General features: G+C 70.7%; 16 protein-coding genes. 9 read left to right on the top strand and 7 right to left on the bottom strand.

Annotated elements, in window-relative coordinates; translation table 11 throughout:
* The first annotated feature begins 14 nt into the window (after nucleotides 1-14).
* The 5 genes from ABZ454_RS29330 (at nucleotide 15) to folE (ending at nucleotide 6,092) form a co-directional block, all read left to right on the top strand.
* Nucleotides 15-1,148, top strand: a complete 1,134-nt coding sequence (locus ABZ454_RS29330; protein ID WP_359542377.1) for a zinc-dependent metalloprotease — start codon at nucleotides 15-17, stop codon at nucleotides 1,146-1,148.
* Between the two features lie 200 nt (nucleotides 1,149-1,348).
* Complete coding sequence (gene tilS, locus ABZ454_RS29325; RefSeq protein ID WP_359542375.1) at nucleotides 1,349-2,440, top strand: tRNA lysidine(34) synthetase TilS; 1,092 nt, start codon at nucleotides 1,349-1,351, stop codon at nucleotides 2,438-2,440.
* A 99-nt stretch (nucleotides 2,441-2,539) separates the two neighbouring features.
* Nucleotides 2,540-3,079 carry a hypoxanthine phosphoribosyltransferase gene (hpt, locus tag ABZ454_RS29320; protein WP_037777945.1) on the top strand — a complete coding sequence of 180 codons (540 nt, stop codon included), beginning with the start codon at nucleotides 2,540-2,542 and terminating at the stop codon, nucleotides 3,077-3,079.
* A gap of 196 nt (nucleotides 3,080-3,275) precedes the next feature.
* Complete coding sequence (ftsH, locus tag ABZ454_RS29315; RefSeq protein WP_356319437.1) at nucleotides 3,276-5,300, top strand: ATP-dependent zinc metalloprotease FtsH; 2,025 nt, start codon at nucleotides 3,276-3,278, stop codon at nucleotides 5,298-5,300.
* A gap of 186 nt (nucleotides 5,301-5,486) precedes the next feature.
* Nucleotides 5,487-6,092 carry a GTP cyclohydrolase I FolE gene (gene folE / locus ABZ454_RS29310; protein ID WP_356319436.1) on the top strand — a complete coding sequence of 202 codons (606 nt, stop codon included), beginning with the start codon at nucleotides 5,487-5,489 and terminating at the stop codon, nucleotides 6,090-6,092.
* A gap of 25 nt (nucleotides 6,093-6,117) precedes the next feature.
* Here the strand turns inward: folE and ABZ454_RS29305 are convergent, their stop codons facing one another.
* The 6 genes from ABZ454_RS29305 to ABZ454_RS29280 form a co-directional block, all read right to left on the bottom strand.
* Nucleotides 6,118-6,600 carry a DUF3180 domain-containing protein gene (locus ABZ454_RS29305; RefSeq protein ID WP_356319435.1) on the bottom strand — a complete coding sequence of 161 codons (483 nt, stop codon included), beginning with the start codon at nucleotides 6,598-6,600 and terminating at the stop codon, nucleotides 6,118-6,120.
* A gap of 58 nt (nucleotides 6,601-6,658) precedes the next feature.
* Nucleotides 6,659-7,270: a 2-amino-4-hydroxy-6-hydroxymethyldihydropteridine diphosphokinase gene (gene folK / locus ABZ454_RS29300; protein WP_356319434.1), complete on the bottom strand. Its 612-nt coding sequence runs from the start codon at nucleotides 7,268-7,270 to the stop codon at nucleotides 6,659-6,661.
* Nucleotides 7,267-7,626: a dihydroneopterin aldolase gene (folB, locus tag ABZ454_RS29295; protein WP_356319433.1), complete on the bottom strand. Its 360-nt coding sequence runs from the start codon at nucleotides 7,624-7,626 to the stop codon at nucleotides 7,267-7,269. The genes folK and folB overlap by 4 nt, the downstream gene beginning before the upstream one ends.
* Nucleotides 7,627-7,840: 214 nt before the next feature.
* On the bottom strand, nucleotides 7,841-8,323 hold the full coding sequence (locus ABZ454_RS29290) for a nuclear transport factor 2 family protein (RefSeq protein ID WP_356319432.1): 483 nt from the start codon (nucleotides 8,321-8,323) through the stop codon (nucleotides 7,841-7,843).
* Nucleotides 8,320-9,117: a dihydropteroate synthase gene (folP, locus tag ABZ454_RS29285; RefSeq protein ID WP_359542490.1), complete on the bottom strand. Its 798-nt coding sequence runs from the start codon at nucleotides 9,115-9,117 to the stop codon at nucleotides 8,320-8,322. The genes ABZ454_RS29290 and folP overlap by 4 nt, the downstream gene beginning before the upstream one ends.
* A gap of 143 nt (nucleotides 9,118-9,260) precedes the next feature.
* Nucleotides 9,261-11,102 carry a phosphatidylglycerol lysyltransferase domain-containing protein gene (locus tag ABZ454_RS29280; RefSeq protein ID WP_359542373.1) on the bottom strand — a complete coding sequence of 614 codons (1,842 nt, stop codon included), beginning with the start codon at nucleotides 11,100-11,102 and terminating at the stop codon, nucleotides 9,261-9,263.
* A gap of 140 nt (nucleotides 11,103-11,242) precedes the next feature.
* Here ABZ454_RS29280 and ABZ454_RS29275 point away from each other — a divergent pair, with 140 nt between their 5' ends.
* A complete protein-coding gene (locus ABZ454_RS29275) occupies nucleotides 11,243-12,364 on the top strand; it encodes an alpha/beta hydrolase-fold protein (RefSeq protein WP_359542370.1) in 1,122 nt (373 codons plus the stop codon).
* A gap of 382 nt (nucleotides 12,365-12,746) precedes the next feature.
* Here the strand turns inward: ABZ454_RS29275 and ABZ454_RS29270 are convergent, their stop codons facing one another.
* Nucleotides 12,747-13,934 (bottom strand): betaine/proline/choline family ABC transporter ATP-binding protein, encoded by a 1,188-nt coding sequence (locus ABZ454_RS29270; RefSeq protein WP_356319428.1) that lies wholly within the window; start codon nucleotides 13,932-13,934, stop codon nucleotides 12,747-12,749.
* A gap of 128 nt (nucleotides 13,935-14,062) precedes the next feature.
* Between ABZ454_RS29270 and ABZ454_RS29265 the strand changes: the two genes are divergently transcribed.
* From ABZ454_RS29265 to ABZ454_RS29255, 3 genes are all read left to right on the top strand, one after another.
* Complete coding sequence (locus ABZ454_RS29265; RefSeq protein ID WP_356319427.1) at nucleotides 14,063-14,776, top strand: ABC transporter permease; 714 nt, start codon at nucleotides 14,063-14,065, stop codon at nucleotides 14,774-14,776.
* 3 nt (nucleotides 14,777-14,779) lie between these two features.
* Nucleotides 14,780-15,454, top strand: coding sequence for an ABC transporter permease (locus ABZ454_RS29260; protein WP_359542365.1), 675 nt, complete (start codon nucleotides 14,780-14,782; stop codon nucleotides 15,452-15,454).
* 70 nt (nucleotides 15,455-15,524) lie between these two features.
* The gene (locus ABZ454_RS29255; protein WP_359542363.1) at nucleotides 15,525-16,508 is read left to right on the top strand and encodes an ABC transporter substrate-binding protein; all 984 of its coding nucleotides are present in this window, start codon (nucleotides 15,525-15,527) and stop codon (nucleotides 16,506-16,508) included.
* Nucleotides 16,509-16,581: the final 73 nt, after the last annotated feature.

The following is a 16,581-nucleotide window of genomic DNA, read 5'->3' as shown; positions in this document are numbered from 1 at the left end:
CGTACGGTTGACGCATGACGAGCATCGGTGGTGCCGGGATGGTCGACTGGAAACTCGCGGTCGCGACAGCGACCCGGCTTGTGCGGCCGGGTCCCGAGATCAGCCGCGAGGAGGCCCGCGAGGTCGTCGCGGAGCTGCGCAGGCATGCCAAGGCGGCGGAGGAGCACGTCCGTTCCTTCACCCGGATGATCCCGGAAGGGACCGAACCGGAGGACACCCCGGTCCTGGTCGTCGACCGGGCGGGCTGGATCAGGGCCAACGTCGCGGGCTTCCGGGAACTGCTGCGCCCCCTCCTGGACAAGATGGAGGAGCGGCGCGGCGGCGGTACGGGCGGCGCCGTGCTCGGCGCGGTCGGCTCGAAGGTGACCGGCGTCGAGGTGGGGATGCTGCTGTCGTTCCTGGCCTCCCGGGTCCTCGGCCAGTACGAGACGTTCGCCCCCGTCACGCGCGAACTCCCGGCCTCGGCCGACGGCGGCGGCAGGCTCCTGCTGGTCGCCCCGAACATCGTCCACGTCGAACGGGAGCTGGAGGTCGACCCGCACGACTTCCGCCTCTGGGTCGCCCTCCACGAGGAGACGCACCGCACGCAGTTCACCGCGGTGCCCTGGCTCCGCGACCATCTCCAGGGCGAGATCCAGTCATTTCTCGACGAGACCGACGTCGACCCGATGACCGTGCTCGAACGGCTCCGCGAGGCCGCCCAGTCGCTGGCCGGCGGCCGGCCCGAGGGCGAGGAGGGCGAGGACGGCGGCCGCAGCATCGTCGAGATCGTCCAGACGCCCGCCCAGCGCGAGATCCTCGGCCGGCTCACCGCGGTGATGTCCCTGCTGGAGGGCCACGCCGACTACGTGATGGACGGCGTGGGCCCCGAGGTGGTGCCCTCCGTCGGCGACATCCGGGAGAAGTTCCAGCAGCGCAGGGCGCGAGGCGCGAGCCGTCTCGACCAGGCACTGCGCAAGCTGCTGGGGCTCGACGCCAAGCTGCGCCAGTACCGCGACGGCGAACGGTTCGTGCGCGCCGTCGTCGACGAGGTCGGCATGGACGGCTTCAACCGGGTCTGGACGTCGCCCAACACCCTCCCGACCAAGGCGGAGATCGCCGCACCCGAGGACTGGATCGCGAGGGTGCACCGTAAGGCGGAGTCGTGATCAGGGGCCGTACGCGAGCCGATGACCCGAGGGCAACGCGCCGGTAATCACCCATCCGAGGGACCGTAGAGGCATGGGAAGGCGTGCAATGCTCGATGAACGGGTTTGCTCTGTCACCATCGACGCACTCTGAGTGACGGCGCTTCTTGCCGTCCGCCACTCGGAGGCACCTCTCCAGACCTTCACGAAGGGCACCGGACATGGGTCCCCATCCTGCGGTCGCGGCGATACGCCTGGCGGTCCGCCGCGTACTCCACGACGTACTCACCGAATTCGCCGATCAGACCGAACACACCGGCCACACCGGCCGCGCCCCGCACCCCGAGCTCGCCGAAGCCGGAGCGGGCAGGGGGCGCCCCGCGCTTCCCGAACGCACCGATACCCCCCTGGTGCTCGTGGCATGCTCCGGCGGCGCCGATTCCATGGCGCTCGCCTCCGCCCTCGCCTTCGAGGCCCGGAAACTCGCCGTCCGGGCCGGCGGCATCACCGTCGACCACGGCCTCCAGGCCGGCTCCGACGCCCGTGCCACCGAGGTCGTCGGCCGCCTCACCGCCATGGGCCTCGACCCGGTCGAGGCCGTCGCGGTGCGCGTCGGCCACGAGGGCGGGCCGGAGGCCGCCGCCCGGGACGCGCGCTACGCGGCCCTGGACGCCGCCGCCGAACGCCACGGCGCCGCGGCCGTCCTGCTCGGCCACACCCGCGACGACCAGGCGGAGACGGTGCTGCTGGGCCTCGCCCGCGGCTCCGGCATCCGCTCCCTGTCCGGCATGGCCGCCGCGTCCGGACCGGCCGGCCGCTACCGCCGCCCCTTCCTCCAGCTCGACCGGCAGACCGCCCGCACGGCCTGCCTGGCCCAGTCCCTGCCCGTCTGGGACGACCTGCACAACATCGACCCCGCCTACACCCGCTCCCGGCTGCGCCACGAGGGCCTGCCCGCCCTGGAGAAGGCGCTGGGCAAGGGGGTCGTCGAGGCGCTCGCCCGTACGGCGCAGCTCTCCCGCGACGACGCCGACGCCCTGGACACCTGGGCCGCCGAGGCCGGACGTGACGTACGCGACGACGCGGGCCGGCTGGAGTGCGCCAAGCTGCACGTGCTGCCGCCCGCGGTCCGCCGCCGGGTCCTGCGCCGGGCCGCCATAGAGGCCGGTTCCCCGGCCGGTTCGCTCTTCGCCCGGCACATCGAGGAAGTCGACCGGCTCATCACCGGCTGGCGCGGCCAGCAGGCCATCAACCTCCCCGGCCGCGTCGAAGCCCTGCGCCAGGGTGGCAGACTGGTGATCCGGCAGAGCTGACGCACAAGCGGCTGACATGCAGGCGAGCGGCCGCGCAGGCCCGGGACACCATCCCGGACCCGGCAGGCAAAGAAAGAGACGCGGGTGAACGAGAAGGACATGGGCACCGACCTTCAGTCGGTGCTCCTCACCAAGGAAGAGATCGACGCGAAGCTCGTCGAGCTGGCCGCGAAGATCGACGCGGAGTACGCGGGCAAGGACCTCCTCCTCGTCGGAGTCCTCAAGGGCGCGGTGATGGTCATGGCGGACCTGGCGCGCGCGCTGTCCACCCCCGTCACCATGGACTGGATGGCCGTCTCGTCGTACGGCGCGGGCACCCAGTCCTCCGGTGTCGTCCGGATCCTCAAGGACCTGGACACCGACATCAAGGGCAAGCACGTCCTGATCGTCGAGGACATCATCGACTCGGGCCTGACGCTGTCCTGGCTGATGTCGAACCTGGGTTCGCGCGAGCCCGCCTCGCTGGAGATCTGCACCCTGCTGCGCAAGCCCGACGCGGCGAAGGTCGCGCTCGACTGCAAGTGGGTCGGCTTCGACATCCCCAACGAGTTCGTCGTCGGCTACGGGCTGGACTACGCGGAGAAGTACCGCAACCTCCCGTTCGTCGGCACCCTCGCCCCGCACGTGTACGGCGGCTGACCGCCGCGGCGGCGAACCCGCCCCGGCTCCGGGGAACCCTCATCGTTTTCCCGCCGTTGAGCCTTCGAAGGCGGGTTTGACAGACGTCCTCGGCGGTCCTCGGTGACAATGCTGGGGTACCGTCCGAAGAACAGTCTTTACTCACAGCAGCATTTACCTACGGGCAGGAGGGACGGGGCGACTTCGCTCCGTATGGATGGACGTGAAGCGATACTTCCGTGGGCCGGTCATGTGGATCGTGCTGGCCGTCCTCGCCGTGGTCGTGTTGATGCAGGTCGTCGGCTCGTCCGGCGGCTACAAGACGGTGGACACCGGCAAGGTGATCCAGGCGATCAGTAAGAACCAGGTGGAGCAGGCCAAGCTGACCACCGGTGACGATCACATCCTCAAGATTGAGCTGAAGGACGGCCAGAAGCTCTCCGGCGAGTCCGGCAGCAAGTTCCAGGCGAGCTACATCGGCAACCAGGGCGTTCAGCTCGCCGACACGCTGCAGAAGAAGTTCGAGAGCGGTGACATCGAGAAGGGTTACACCGTCTCGCCGTCGAAGCAGTCCCCGTTCGTCTCGATCCTCTTCTCGCTGCTGCCGTTCGTCCTCATCGTGGTCGTCTTCCTGTTTCTGATGAACCAGATGCAGGGTGGCGGCTCCAAGGTCATGCAGTTCGGTAAGTCCAAGGCCAAGCTGATCACCAAGGACACCCCGAAGACGACCTTCGCCGATGTGGCGGGGTCGGACGAGGCGGTCGAGGAGCTCCACGAGATCAAGGAGTTCCTCCAGGAGCCGGCGAAGTTCCAGGCCGTCGGCGCCAAGATCCCCAAGGGTGTCCTGCTGTACGGGCCTCCCGGTACGGGCAAGACGCTGCTCGCACGCGCCGTCGCGGGCGAGGCGGGCGTCCCGTTCTACTCGATCTCCGGTTCCGACTTCGTCGAGATGTTCGTCGGTGTCGGTGCCTCCCGTGTCCGTGACCTCTTCGAGCAGGCCAAGGCGAACGCCCCGGCGATCGTCTTCGTCGACGAGATCGACGCCGTCGGCCGGCACCGCGGCGCCGGCATGGGCGGCGGTCACGACGAGCGCGAGCAGACGCTGAACCAGCTGCTCGTGGAGATGGACGGCTTCGACGTGAAGGGCGGCGTCATCCTGATCGCCGCCACGAACCGGCCGGACATCCTCGACCCGGCGCTGCTGCGCCCGGGCCGTTTCGACCGGCAGATCGCGGTCGACCGGCCGGACATGCAGGGCCGTCTGGAGATCCTCAAGGTCCACCAGAAGGGCAAGCCGGTCGCGCCGGACGTCGATCTCGGCGCCGTCGCCCGTCGTACGCCCGGCTTCACCGGTGCCGACCTGTCGAACGTGCTGAACGAGGCGGCGCTCCTCACGGCGCGCAGCAACCAGAAGCTCATCGACAACGCCATGCTCGACGAGGCCATCGACCGCGTCGTGGCGGGTCCGCAGAAGCGGACCCGGATCATGTCCGAGAAGGAGAAGAAGATCACCGCGTACCACGAGGGCGGACACGCCCTGGTCGCGGCGGCCTCACCTCAGTCGGACCCGGTCCACAAGATCACGATCCTCTCCCGCGGCCGCGCCCTCGGTTACACGATGGTGCTCCCGGAGGAGGACAAGTACTCCACGACGCGCAACGAGATGCTCGACCAGCTGGCTTACATGCTGGGCGGGCGCGCGGCCGAGGAGCTGGTCTTCCACGACCCGACGACCGGCGCTGCGAACGACATCGAGAAGGCCACCGCAACGGCCCGCGCGATGGTCACGCAGTACGGCATGACGGAGCGGCTCGGCGCGATCAAGTTCGGTGGCGACAACACCGAGCCGTTCGTGGGCCGCGAGATGGGCCACCAGCGCGACTACTCGGAAGAGGTCGCCGCGCTGGTCGACGAAGAGGTCAAGAAGCTCATCGAGACCGCGCACAACGACGCGTGGGAGATCCTGGTCGAGAACCGCGACGTTCTGGACGCCCTGGTTCTCCAGCTCCTCGAGAAGGAGACCCTCGGCAAGGCGGAGATCGCCGAGATCTTCGCTCCGATCGTCAAGCGTCCGGCCCGTCCGGCGTGGACCGGCTCCGCCCGGCGCACGCCGTCCACCCGGCCGCCGGTGCTCTCCCCGAAGGAGCTCGCCCTCACCAACGGCGCCACCACGGCGAACGGCTCGGTCACGGACACGGTTCCGGTGACCGAGGCGACCCCCGAGGAGCGTCCCGAGAGTTAGACGCCGTCCCCGGTGTGGCCCCTGTCACGGGGGCCGCACCGGGCCCGGAATGGATGCCGCGTCCCCCAGGTTTTAGCCTGTGGGGGCGCGGCTTTTCCCTTGGGCCCGTCCGACCCTGATCCGCCGGACAGGCCCTACACCTGTGTGGACGTCCACGCAGGGACAGTTCAGAGGAACGAGGCACAGATGACCGACCCGGTGACGCTGGACGGCCAGGGTTCGATCGGCGAGTTCGACGAGAAGCGGGCCGAGGCGGCCATACGGGAGCTGCTGCTCGCCGTCGGGGAGGACCCGGACCGGGAGGGGCTGCGGGAGACTCCGGGGCGGGTGGCGCGGGCGTACAAGGAGATCTTCGCGGGCCTGTACCAGGAGCCCGAGGACGTCCTGACGACCACGTTCGACCTGGGTCACGACGAGATGGTGCTGGTCAAGGACATCGAGGTGTTCAGCACCTGTGAGCACCATCTGGTGCCGTTCCGTGGAGTGGCGCACGTCGGATACATCCCGGCGACCAGCGGCAAGATCACCGGTCTGTCCAAGCTGGCCCGGCTGGTGGACGTCTACGCCCGCCGGCCGCAGGTCCAGGAGCGGCTGACCACGCAGATCGCCGAGTCCCTCATGGCGATCCTGGAGCCGCGCGGCGTCATCGTCGTCGTGGAGTGCGAGCACATGTGCATGTCGATGCGCGGAATCCGCAAGCCCGGGGCGAAGACCCTGACCTCCGCCGTTCGCGGACAGCTCCGCGACCCCGCGACGCGCGCCGAGGCCATGAGCCTGATCATGGCGCGCTGACGCGGCGACGGGAGCGGGCGGTGGCCTACGCCGCCGCCGCGTTCTTGTTGTCGTCCTCGTCGTCGGGGAGCTTGCAGACGCGCTCCAGGAACAGCGCCGCCGCGATCACCGCGATGCCGGCCAGGACCGCGAAGCCCGCGTAGATGGCCTGGTCGCGGCGGGGCGGCATGTCGAGGGAGCCCAGCAGGAAGACGCCGGTGCCGCCGTACATCCCGGAGACCAGGGCGACGACGAGGGCGCTGGCCTGACCGAAGACCACGGCCCGGGCCGCCATCAGGGGCTCGACGCCCTTCGCGCCCGGCCGGCGCTCGCGCTGGGCGCGCAGCCGGGAGCGGAGGGAGAGCGCCGTCGCCAGCAGGACCACGGCGATCACGGCGAGCACGATGGGCGCGGCCAGCGGCACGGCCGGCAGGGTGCCGAGGGAGTCCCAGAGGCGGGCGCCGCCCCAGGACAGCACCCCGGCTGCGGCGAAGAGGCCGGCCAGTACTCCGAGCCGTAGTTGCTTCACCGGGTGAGCCGCCCTTCGCCGTCTGTGGATGTCCTGCCTTCTCCTCCGAGCCTAACGACTACTCGGGCAGCCGGAGTTCCAGGTCGGTCCGGGGCAGTACGCCGTCGCGGCCGACACCGGCCAGCAGACCGGCGACCGGGCCGACGCCCGGCAGTTGGGCCTCGGGATCGACGTCGTGCCACGGAGCCAGGACGAAGGCGCGCTCCCGGGCCCGGGGGTGGGGGAGGGTGAGGGCCGGGTCGTCGGAGACGACGTCGGCGTACGCGACGATGTCCACGTCGATGGTGCGCGGCCCCCAGCGCTCCTCACGGACCCGGTCGAACGCCTCTTCGATGGCCTGGCCGCGCTCCAGCAGGGAGGACGGGGGCAGCGTCGTCTTCACGACGACGACCGCGTTGAAGTACGACGGCTGGGAGCCGGGGTCGACGCCCCACGGCTCCGTCTCGTACACCGGGGAGACGGCCTTGACCCGGAGGCCGGGCGTGTCCTCCAGGGCGTCGATGGCGCCCTGGAGGGTCTCCAGGCGGTTGCCCAGGTTGGAGCCGAGGGAGATCACGGCGCGTTTGGGGTTGGAGAGGGTGATGTCCGCGGCGTCCACCTGCTCGACCACGGAGGCGGGCACCGGCTGTACGGTCGGGTCGCTCTGCCCCTCGGTAGAAAATGCAGTCATGCTCGGCTCCGGGTGATGGTGACGGTGACGTCGTCGAAGGGGACGGTGATGGGCGCGTCCGGCTTGTGGACCACGACCTCCACCTCCTCGACGCCTTCGTGCTTGAGGCACTGCTGGGCGATGCGCTCCGCGAGCGTCTCGATGAGGTCGACGGGTTCGCCCTGGACGACCGCGACGACCTCCTCGGCGACCACGCCGTAGTGCACGGTCTTCGTGAGGTCGTCCGCGGCTGCCGCGGGGCGGGTGTCGAGGCCGAGCACCAGGTCCACGATGAACGTCTGCCCCTCCTCCCGTTCCCGGGGGAAGACGCCATGGTTCCCACGGGCCTTGAGGCCGCGCAGCGCGACACGATCCACGCGAATCACTCCTGCTGTTGTTGTCGGAGGGGCACGGAACCACGTGCGGGCGGCCGCGTACCCCGGTTCCGAATCTACCCGCGAGCGCCGACAGTCCTCCCCCGCGGGGGCCATGGACACGGCGGTACGGGGCTGGTAGCCGCTGATACCCGGATGCGCCCGGCCCCAACCCCGCCCGGGCGGCTTTTGGTGCCTCCGTGGGCGTGGCGCCCGCTCAGGAGGGCGGGTCCTCGTCCTCTTCCTCACCGGTTTCGGTCAGTACGGGCGAGCCGTGGTGGGACCAGAGCTTCCAGCCGTCCGGGGTGCGCCGGAACACGTTGGTCGCGACGACGAGCTGGCCGACGAGCGGGCCCAGCGAGCTGCCCTCCTCGGCGGGGCCGCCGCTGAGGATGTTCTCGGTGCAGGTCACCAGGGCGGTGTCGCCCGTCATGGAGACCTGGACGTCGGTCAGGAAGAACTGGATGTACTCGGTGTTCGCCATGATCAGGGCGTAACTGCGCAGTACCTCGCCGCGTCCGGTCAGCACCGGCCAGCCGGGGTGGACGCAGGAGACCGTGAGGTCCTCCCCGGGCAGCCAGAGCCCCGTCAGCTCGTCCAGGTCGCCGCGCTCCATGGCTTCGTAGAACGCGGTGTTGGCCCGCTCGACCGCCGCGATGTCGTCGGCGGCGGAGGTCTGTTCGTCCTGCGGCTCGTTCACGCGGCTCCTTCGACCGCGCGGGCGACCCGGACGGCGTCGGCGGTGGCCCGTACCTCATGGACCCGGACGGCCCAGGCGCCGGCCCGGGCGGAGAGCGCCGAGACCGCGGCGGTCGCGGCGTCGCGCTCGCGGGCGGGCGGCGGGGCGGCTCCCGCGCCGGCCAGCACGTGCCCCAGGAAGCGCTTCCGGGAGGCGGCGACCAGCAGCGGGCGGCCGAGGCCGTGCAGCGCGTCCAGCCGGGCGATGAGCGCCAGGTCGTGCGCGGCGTCCTTGGCGAAGCCGAGACCCGGGTCGATCACGATCCGTTCGGGGGCGACACCCCCGGCGACCACGGCGTCCATCCGGATCCGCAGTTCCGCGACGACCTCGGCGACGACGTCGTCGTACACCGCCCTGCTGTTCATGGACTCGCTGAAGCCGCGCCAGTGCATCACGACGAACGGCACCGCGGCGGCGGCGACGACGGGGACCATGTCCGGGTCGGCGAGCCCGCCGCTCACGTCGTTGACCAGCACCGCTCCGGCGGCGACGGCCTGCTCGGCGACCCGGGCCCGCATGGTGTCCACGGAGACCGTGACCCCTTCCGAGACCAGGCCGCGGACCACCGGGACCACCCGCCGCAGTTCCTCGGACTCGTCCACCCGGCTCGCGCCGGGACGCGTCGACTCACCACCGACGTCGACCAGGTCGGCGCCCTCGCCGACCAGGTCGAGACCGTGCTTGACGGCCGAGGTGGTGTCGAACCAGCGGCCCCCGTCGGAGAAGGAGTCGGGGGTCACGTTGACGACACCCATGACCGCGCAGCGATCCCACTCCGGCAGGCCCCGCACCACGCCTCGTCCATGCAACGTACTCATACGACCAGCGTAGGGCCTGGCCGGTGGGTCAGGGCCGGGGCGCTGCTCCACCGGACGGGCCGCGGGCCCGTGAGGCCCCCTCACGCCAGGTGGGCGCCGTGCTCCCCCGCGGGGACCCGTACATGCGCGCAGGGGCGTCGCTCGCCCGCCGGCAGCCGACGGGCCAGCGGGCGGGGGAGCGCGAAGTGGACGAAGCCCTCGGCCTGCATGGCCGCCAGCGAGATCCGCGGCAGGTCGCGGGCAGTGCGGTAGACGACGAAGCGGGGCTCCCAGCGGGGCCGGAACTTGGCGTTGAACTTGTACAGGGACTCGATCTGGAACCAGCGGGACAGGAAGACCAGCAGCCCGCGCCAGACCCGCAGCACCGGCCCGGCCCCCAGCTTCTCGCCGCGGGCGAGGGCGGAGCGGAACATCGCGAAGTTCAGCGAGACACGGGTGATGCCGAGCCGGGGCGCGGCCTGCAGGGAGGCGACGATCAGCAGCTCGTTCATCCCCGGGTCCGCGGCGCGGTCGCGGCGCATGAGGTCCAGGGACATGCCGTCGACGCCCCACGGGACGAAGTGGAGCACGGCCTTCAGATCACCGTACGGGGAGTCGGCGTCCTGCTCGTCGGGCTTGTGGGCGGTGGCGACGAAGCAGTCCCGGTCGGCCCCGTCGCCGATCCGGCCGAGCGCCATGGAGAATCCGCGTTCGGTGTCCGTGCCGCGCCAGTCGGCGGCGGCCCGCCGGATGCGGGCCAGTTCGGCCTCGCCGATGTCGGCCACCCGCCGGACCCGCGTCTCGTACCCGCCGCGCTCAATGCGTTTCACCATCTGGCGCACGTTGCGCATCGCGCGTCCGGCGAGCGAGAAATCCGCGACGTCCACCACCGCCTCGTCGCCGAGCTCCAGGGCGTCGAGCCCGGTCTCACGGGTCCAGACCTCGCCGCCGGTCTCGCCGCAGCCCATCACGGCGGGGGTCCAGGAGTGCGCCCTGGCCTCGTCCATGAAGCGTTCGATGGCGCCGGGCCAGGCCTCCACGTCGCCGATGGGGTCGCCGCTGGCCAGCATCACCCCCGACACCACGCGGTAGCAGACGGCGGCCTTGCCGCTGGGCGAGAAGACCACGGCCTTGTCGCGGCGGAGCGCGAAGTGGCCGAGCGAGTCGCGGCCGCCGTGCCGCTCCAGCAGGGCGCGCAGCCGGGCCTCGTCCTCCTCGGTCAGCCGGGCGGCCGGGTGTTCGGGCCGGAAGGCGAGGTAGATGGTGGTGACGGCGGTCAGCAGACCGAGCGCGCCCAGCGAGTAGCCCACGGTCCAGGAGGTGTCGCCGGCGTAGTCGACCGGGCCCTCGAAGCCGAACAGTCCGTACAGCACGTGCTGGAGCCGGTCGGCGATGCTGGGGTTCCCGACCAGACGGCCCGGGTGGACGCTGACGATGACCAGGCCGAGCCCGAGCGAACCCGCGCCGAGCAGGACGAAGTTGGCCAGCGCCCGCCAACGGCTGCGCGGATCGGGGAGCGCCGCGAACTCGCTCCGGTGGCGTACCAGCAGGTAACACAAGGTCAGCGAGACGATGACACCCAGGACCGAGTGCCGGTAGACGAACTGGGCCACCGCACCGGCCGGGAGGAGGACGACGGCGGCTCGCCAGGCCCGGCGCTTGTGCCGCTTCAGGCCGTGGGCCAAGAGCAGCAGCAGGACGCCGGCGCTCAGCGAGAGCGCGGCGGCGAACGGCCCGAGGGCGCCGGGGAGCACCTCGGCGAGGGTGTGCATCCGGCTGTGCCGGAAGCGCGGGAAGACACCCGCGGCGACGTCGATCAGGCCGACGGCGGCGCAGGCGGTGCCGACGAGTGCCGGTACGGTTTCGGGCCGCGGTCCGTGTACGAACTTGCGTACACCATTCGGAACCGATCCCGATTTATCCCCATCTAGCGTGACAGACATCGCTTCCCGTGGTTCCGCGAGAGATTGGTGGAGTCCGTCGGCCGGAGCCCTGCGGACGATGTGCGACCTCTAGGACGAGGCTTCCGGGCCGTGGGTTCACCCATGACCCGGAAATTTCCTGACAAGAAAGTTCAACCCCCATGGGCCTTACCGGCAACGCAGTGCTGATCCTGGCGATCGCGCTGGCCGTCGCGCTGTTCGCCGTCACGATCTGGTTCTGGCCGAAGCTCGCCCGGCGAAGCGTCCCGGTGGTGCTCGGCAGGGTGGGCCTCCTGCTGGCGACCCAGGTGGCGGTCTTCGTCTCGGTGGGCCTGCTGGCCAACAACTCGTTCCTCTTCTACGGCTCCTGGGCGGACCTGTTCGGCCAGAAGCAGGAGTTGGGCGTGGTGACCGACCATGCCGCCGGGGCCCTGGCGGAGAAGAACATCGTCCGGGTGGGGACGCAGCGGCCCGACGTGCCGGGAGTCACGCGGCCCGCCGTGGCGGGCCGGATCGACAAGGTCGTGATCTCCGGGCGGCGCTCGGGGATCGACACCTCGGCCTATGTGTACCTTCCGCCGGAGTACTTCCAGGAGGCGTACGCCCGGCGGAAGTTCCCCGCGGTCGTGGTGCTCACCGGATATCCGGGCACCTCGGAGAACCTCATCAAGGGGCTCGCCTACCCCCGCACATCGCTCGAAAGGGTGAAAGCCGGCCGCTCGCAGCCGATGATCCTGGTGATGCTGCGGCCGACGCTGGCTCCGCCCCGGGACACCGAGTGCGTGGACATAAAGGGCGGCCCGAAGACCGAGACGTTCCTCGCGGAGGATCTGCCGTCCGCGGTGTCCGCCGGCTACCGGGTCGGGCACCATGCCCGCAACTGGGGGGTCATCGGCAACTCCACCGGCGGGTACTGCGCCCTGAAGATCGGCCTGCACCATCCGGCACGCTTCACGGCGAGCGCGGGTCTCTCCGCGTATTACAAGGCGGCCGAGGACCCGACGACCGGTGACCTCTTCCACGGCGACCAGCAGGCGCGCCGGCGTGCCGACCTGCTGTGGACCCTGGACCACCTGCCGCAGCCCGACTCGTCCTTCCTGGTGACGACGTCGCGCCGGGGCGAGTCGAACTACGCCGGTACGCGGGCGTTCCTGGCCAAGGTGAAGCGGCCCGCCCAGGTCTCGTCGATCGTCCTCGACAGCGGCGGGCACAACTTCAACACCTGGCGCCGGGAGATCCCCGCGGCCCTGGAGTGGATGAGCAGCCGGCTCAGCGAGAACTGACGGGGCGGCGGCCGGGGGCGTCGCGTGGGTCCGGGCCCGCGGTCGCCCATGCCCCGTGGGCCGCGGGGGACGGTGGCCGGGGGCGTGAGCCGCGGGGGGCGGTGGCCGGGGGCGTCGCGTGGGCCCGGCCCCGCGGTCGCCCACGCCCCGTGGGCCGCGCGAGCGCCTGCGGCAGCCGCCTCACCTGGCTGACCGCTTCACCGCGGGGTCCACGCGACGCCCGACGGGCCGACCGCTCAGCGGCCCTCGGGCTGTATGACCCCCGCTCCATTCCCTGGCCATGGGCTTCGCGACGCCCGTCCGCCCCGCGCCCTGCGGGTTTCGCGAGGTCCGACCGCATGGTCCATTCCGGGGCCTTCGCGACGCCCGGCCGCCCGGCCGCTCAGCGGCCCTCGGCCTTCGCGACGCCCGCCACGCTCTCGACGGCGACCTCGGCGCGCGGTACGGCCCGGTCGTCGGCGCTGATCGAGCGGCGCAGTGCTTCGTGGAGGCGGGCGGGAGTGAGCACGCCCAGGAACCGGCCCTCGCTCTGCTCGTCGATGACCGCGATCCAGCCGGCGTCGTGCTGGAGCATGGTGGCGAACGCCTGTTTGAGCGGGGCGCCGACGGGCAGCCAGGCCTCCATCCGGCGGGCGTGCTCGCGGACCGTGCCTCCGGCGCCGGCCGGCGCGTCACCGGCCGGGATCCAGCCGTGCAGCCGGCCGTCGCCGTCCAGCACCACGGCCCATCGCGCCCCCTCCGCGCGCAGCCGCTCGGTCGCGGCGGCCAGCGGGTCGTCGAGGTGGACGACCGGCGGCCGGTCGAGGTCGCTCTCCTCGACGGGAGTGACCGAGAGCCGCTTGAGCCCGCGGTCCGCGCCGACGAAGTCGGCGACGTAGCCGGTGGCGGGGGCGCCGAGCACGGTGGCCGGTGAGTCGAACTGCTCGATCGACCCCTGTCCGTAGACGGCGATGCGGTCGCCGAGCCGGACGGCTTCCTCGATGTCGTGCGTGACGAACAGGACGGTCTTGCGGACCTGGGCCTGGAGCCGCAGGAATTCGTTCTGCAGGCGTTCCCTCACCACCGGGTCGACGGCCCCGAAGGGTTCGTCCATCAGCAGGACCGGCGGGTCCGCCGCCAATGCCCTGGCGACACCCACGCGTTGACGCTGCCCTCCGGACAACTGTTCCGGATATCGGTCGCCATAAACGGAGGGATCGAGTCCGACCAGATCGAGGAGTTCCGCCGCGCGGGCCCGGCCCTTTCCGCGTTTCCAGCCGAGGAGACGGGGGACGGTCGCGGTGTTCTCCAGCACCGTGCGGTGCGGAAACAGACCGACCTGCTGGATCACATAGCCGATGCGTCGCCGCAGCTGGACGGGGTCGATGGCGGATATGTCGTCCCCGTCGAGGAATATCCGGCCCTCGGTCGGTTCGATCAGCCGGTTCACCATCTTCATGGTGGTCGTCTTGCCGCAGCCCGACGGTCCGACGAGCGTGACCAGTTCACCTTCGGCGACCTCGAAGGAAAGGTCGTCGACGGCCGTGGTGCCGTCCGCATACCGCTTGGTGACGTGCTCGAAACGGATCATGGTTCCCCATTGTCGCGCGTGTTCTGTGAAGGACATGTTGCTGGAATACAACGACCTCGGCGATTGTCAGTGGTCGAGGATAGGCTCGTCGGACATCAGTACGAGAGGCGATCGGGAGGTGGGGGCGGATGGCCGGACGGAACTGCCTGGTGACGAACGACTGGATCTGCGGGGAGTACCTCCGCTCCCGGAGCCAGGAGTTGACCGACGCGACGGTCCAGCACATCTGGATCACCGCCGTCTCGGTGGCGATCGGGGTCGCCGTGGCCTTTCCGCTGGCGTTGCTCGCCCGCCGCGGCCGGCGCTTCGCCGGAACGGTGCTCGGGCTGACGACGGTGCTCTACACGGTGCCGTCGCTCGCGATGTTCTCGCTGCTGCTGCCGCTGTTCGGGCTCTCCGCGGCGCTCGTCGTCACCGGGCTCGTGCTGTACTCGCTCACCATTCTCGTGCGGAACATCCTGGCGGGTCTGGAGGCGGTCCCGCAGGAGGCCAGGGAAGCGGCCCGGGGTATGGGGTACGGGCCGGCGCGATTGCTGTGGGAGGTCGAACTCCCGCTCGCGATGCCCGCCCTGATGGCCGGGATACGGATCGCCACGGTGTCCACGATCGCGCTGACCACGGTCGGATCGATCGTCGGCCGCGGCGGCCTGGGCAATCTCATCGAGGACGCCCTGCCGAGCTTCTTCAAGGCCCAGGTGCTGGCCGCCTCCGTGCTCTGTGTGCTGCTCGCGGTGGTCGCGGATCTGCTGCTGCTCGGTGTGCAGCGGCTGCTGACCCCCTGGACCCGCATACCGGCCACCCCTCCTGCCGTGGACGCGGCCGGCCCGGCGAAGGCGGTCTGAACCGTGGGAGTTCTCGGGGAGGCCTGGACCTGGCTCACCACCGGCGCCAACTGGTCGGGGGAGAGCGGGGTGGCCCACCGGCTCGGCGAGCACCTGTACGTCAGCGGGGTGGCGCTCGCCCTGTCCTGCGCCATAGCGCTGCCCATCGCCCTGTACCTGGGGCACATCGGGAAGGGTGGCGCGCTGGCCGTCAACATCTCCAACGTGGGGCGGGCGATCCCCGTCTTCGCGGTGCTGGCCCTCTTCATGGTCTCCCCGCTGCGCAACGCGGGCTACATACCGACGATCATCGCCCTGGTGCTGTTCGCCGTCCCGCCGTTGCTCACCAACGCCTACGTCGGGATGACGGAGGTGGACCGCTCGGTGGCGGAGGCCGCCCGGGGGATGGGCATGTCGGGCGGGCAGCTCTTCCTCCGCGTCGAACTCCCGCTGGCCTACCCGATGGTCATGACCGGGCTGCGTTCCGCCGCGGTGCAGGTCGTGGCCACGGCGACGATCGCCGCGATGGTCGGCCAGGGCGGCCTCGGCCGGATCATCACCGCCGGCTTCAACACGTACAACACCCCGCAGGTGGTCGCGGGCGCCCTGCTGGTCGCCGTGCTCGCCCTGCTGGTGGAGACCGCACTGGTCGTCGTCGACCGGCTGCTGTCACCGCTGCGCCGACGCCGGACGGTATGAGCGCCCGGCCGGCCCACCCCACCGATCACGCATGTCACCTATGGCCTCGTTGCCGTGGACGGAGAACAACATGAGCAGAATCTCGCGCACCGCCGGTGCGGTCATCGGCATCGTCGCGCTCGCGGGCTCGCTCGCCGCCTGCGGTGGCGACAGCCTGGAGAAGGACAAGGGCGGATCCGCCGCGTCCGCCGGGGACAAGGACTCGGGAAAGAAGGGCTCGCTGGTCGTCGGCGCGGCGGCATTCACCGAGTCCAAGGTGCTCGCGGAGCTGTACGCCGGCGTTCTGGCAGACGCCGGATACAGCACGTCGATCACCACGGTGAAGAACCGCGAACTCTACGAACCCTCCCTGGAGAAGGGCGAGATCGACGTCGTCCCGGAATACGCGGCGACGATCGCCGAATTCCTCAACGCCAAGGCGAACGGGGCGAAGGCGGCCGAGTCGAAGCCGGTCGCCTCGGGCGACACCGCGGCCACGGTCGCCGCTCTGGAGAAGCTCGCCACTCCACGCGGGCTGAAGGTGCTCCCGGCCGGCCGTGCGGTCGACCAGAACGCCTTCGCGGTCACCAAGGAATTCGCCGAGAAGAACAAGCTCAAGACGCTTTCGGACCTCGGCGCGTCCAAGGTGAAGGTGAAGATCGCCGCGGGTGACGAGTGCGAGGTGCGGCCGTTCTGCGCACCCGGGCTGAAGAAGACGTACGGCATCGACGTCACCGGCATCGACCCCAAGGGAGTCGGCACCCCGCAGTCCAAGCAGGCGGTCAAGGACGGCAAGGACCAACTCGTCCTCACCACCACCACCGACGCGGTGCTGGACACCTACGGCCTGGTCTTCCTGGAGGACGACAAGAAGCTGCAGAACGCGGACAACGTTCTGCCGGTCCTCAATGCCAAGGACGCGGGCTCCCAGGACATCGCCGACGCGCTCGCCAAGCTCACCGACGCACTCACCACCCAGGACCTGGCGGAACTGAACCGGAAGGTCGACGCGGAGCGCGCCAAGCCCGCCGATGTGGCCAAGGAATACCTGCGGTCGAAAAATCTGATCGGGTAGGGCCAAGGCCTCGCAAGGACACCGAAAGGACCTTGCGAGGCGAGGTCCACGGCTGCCCGGAAGGCGTGCGGGA

This window comes from Streptomyces sp. NPDC005803, assembly GCF_040630435.1.
Taxonomy (GTDB): domain Bacteria; phylum Actinomycetota; class Actinomycetes; order Streptomycetales; family Streptomycetaceae; genus Streptomyces.
Note: the sequence above shows the minus strand (reverse complement) of the source record. Positions and strands in the feature narration are given on the sequence as shown.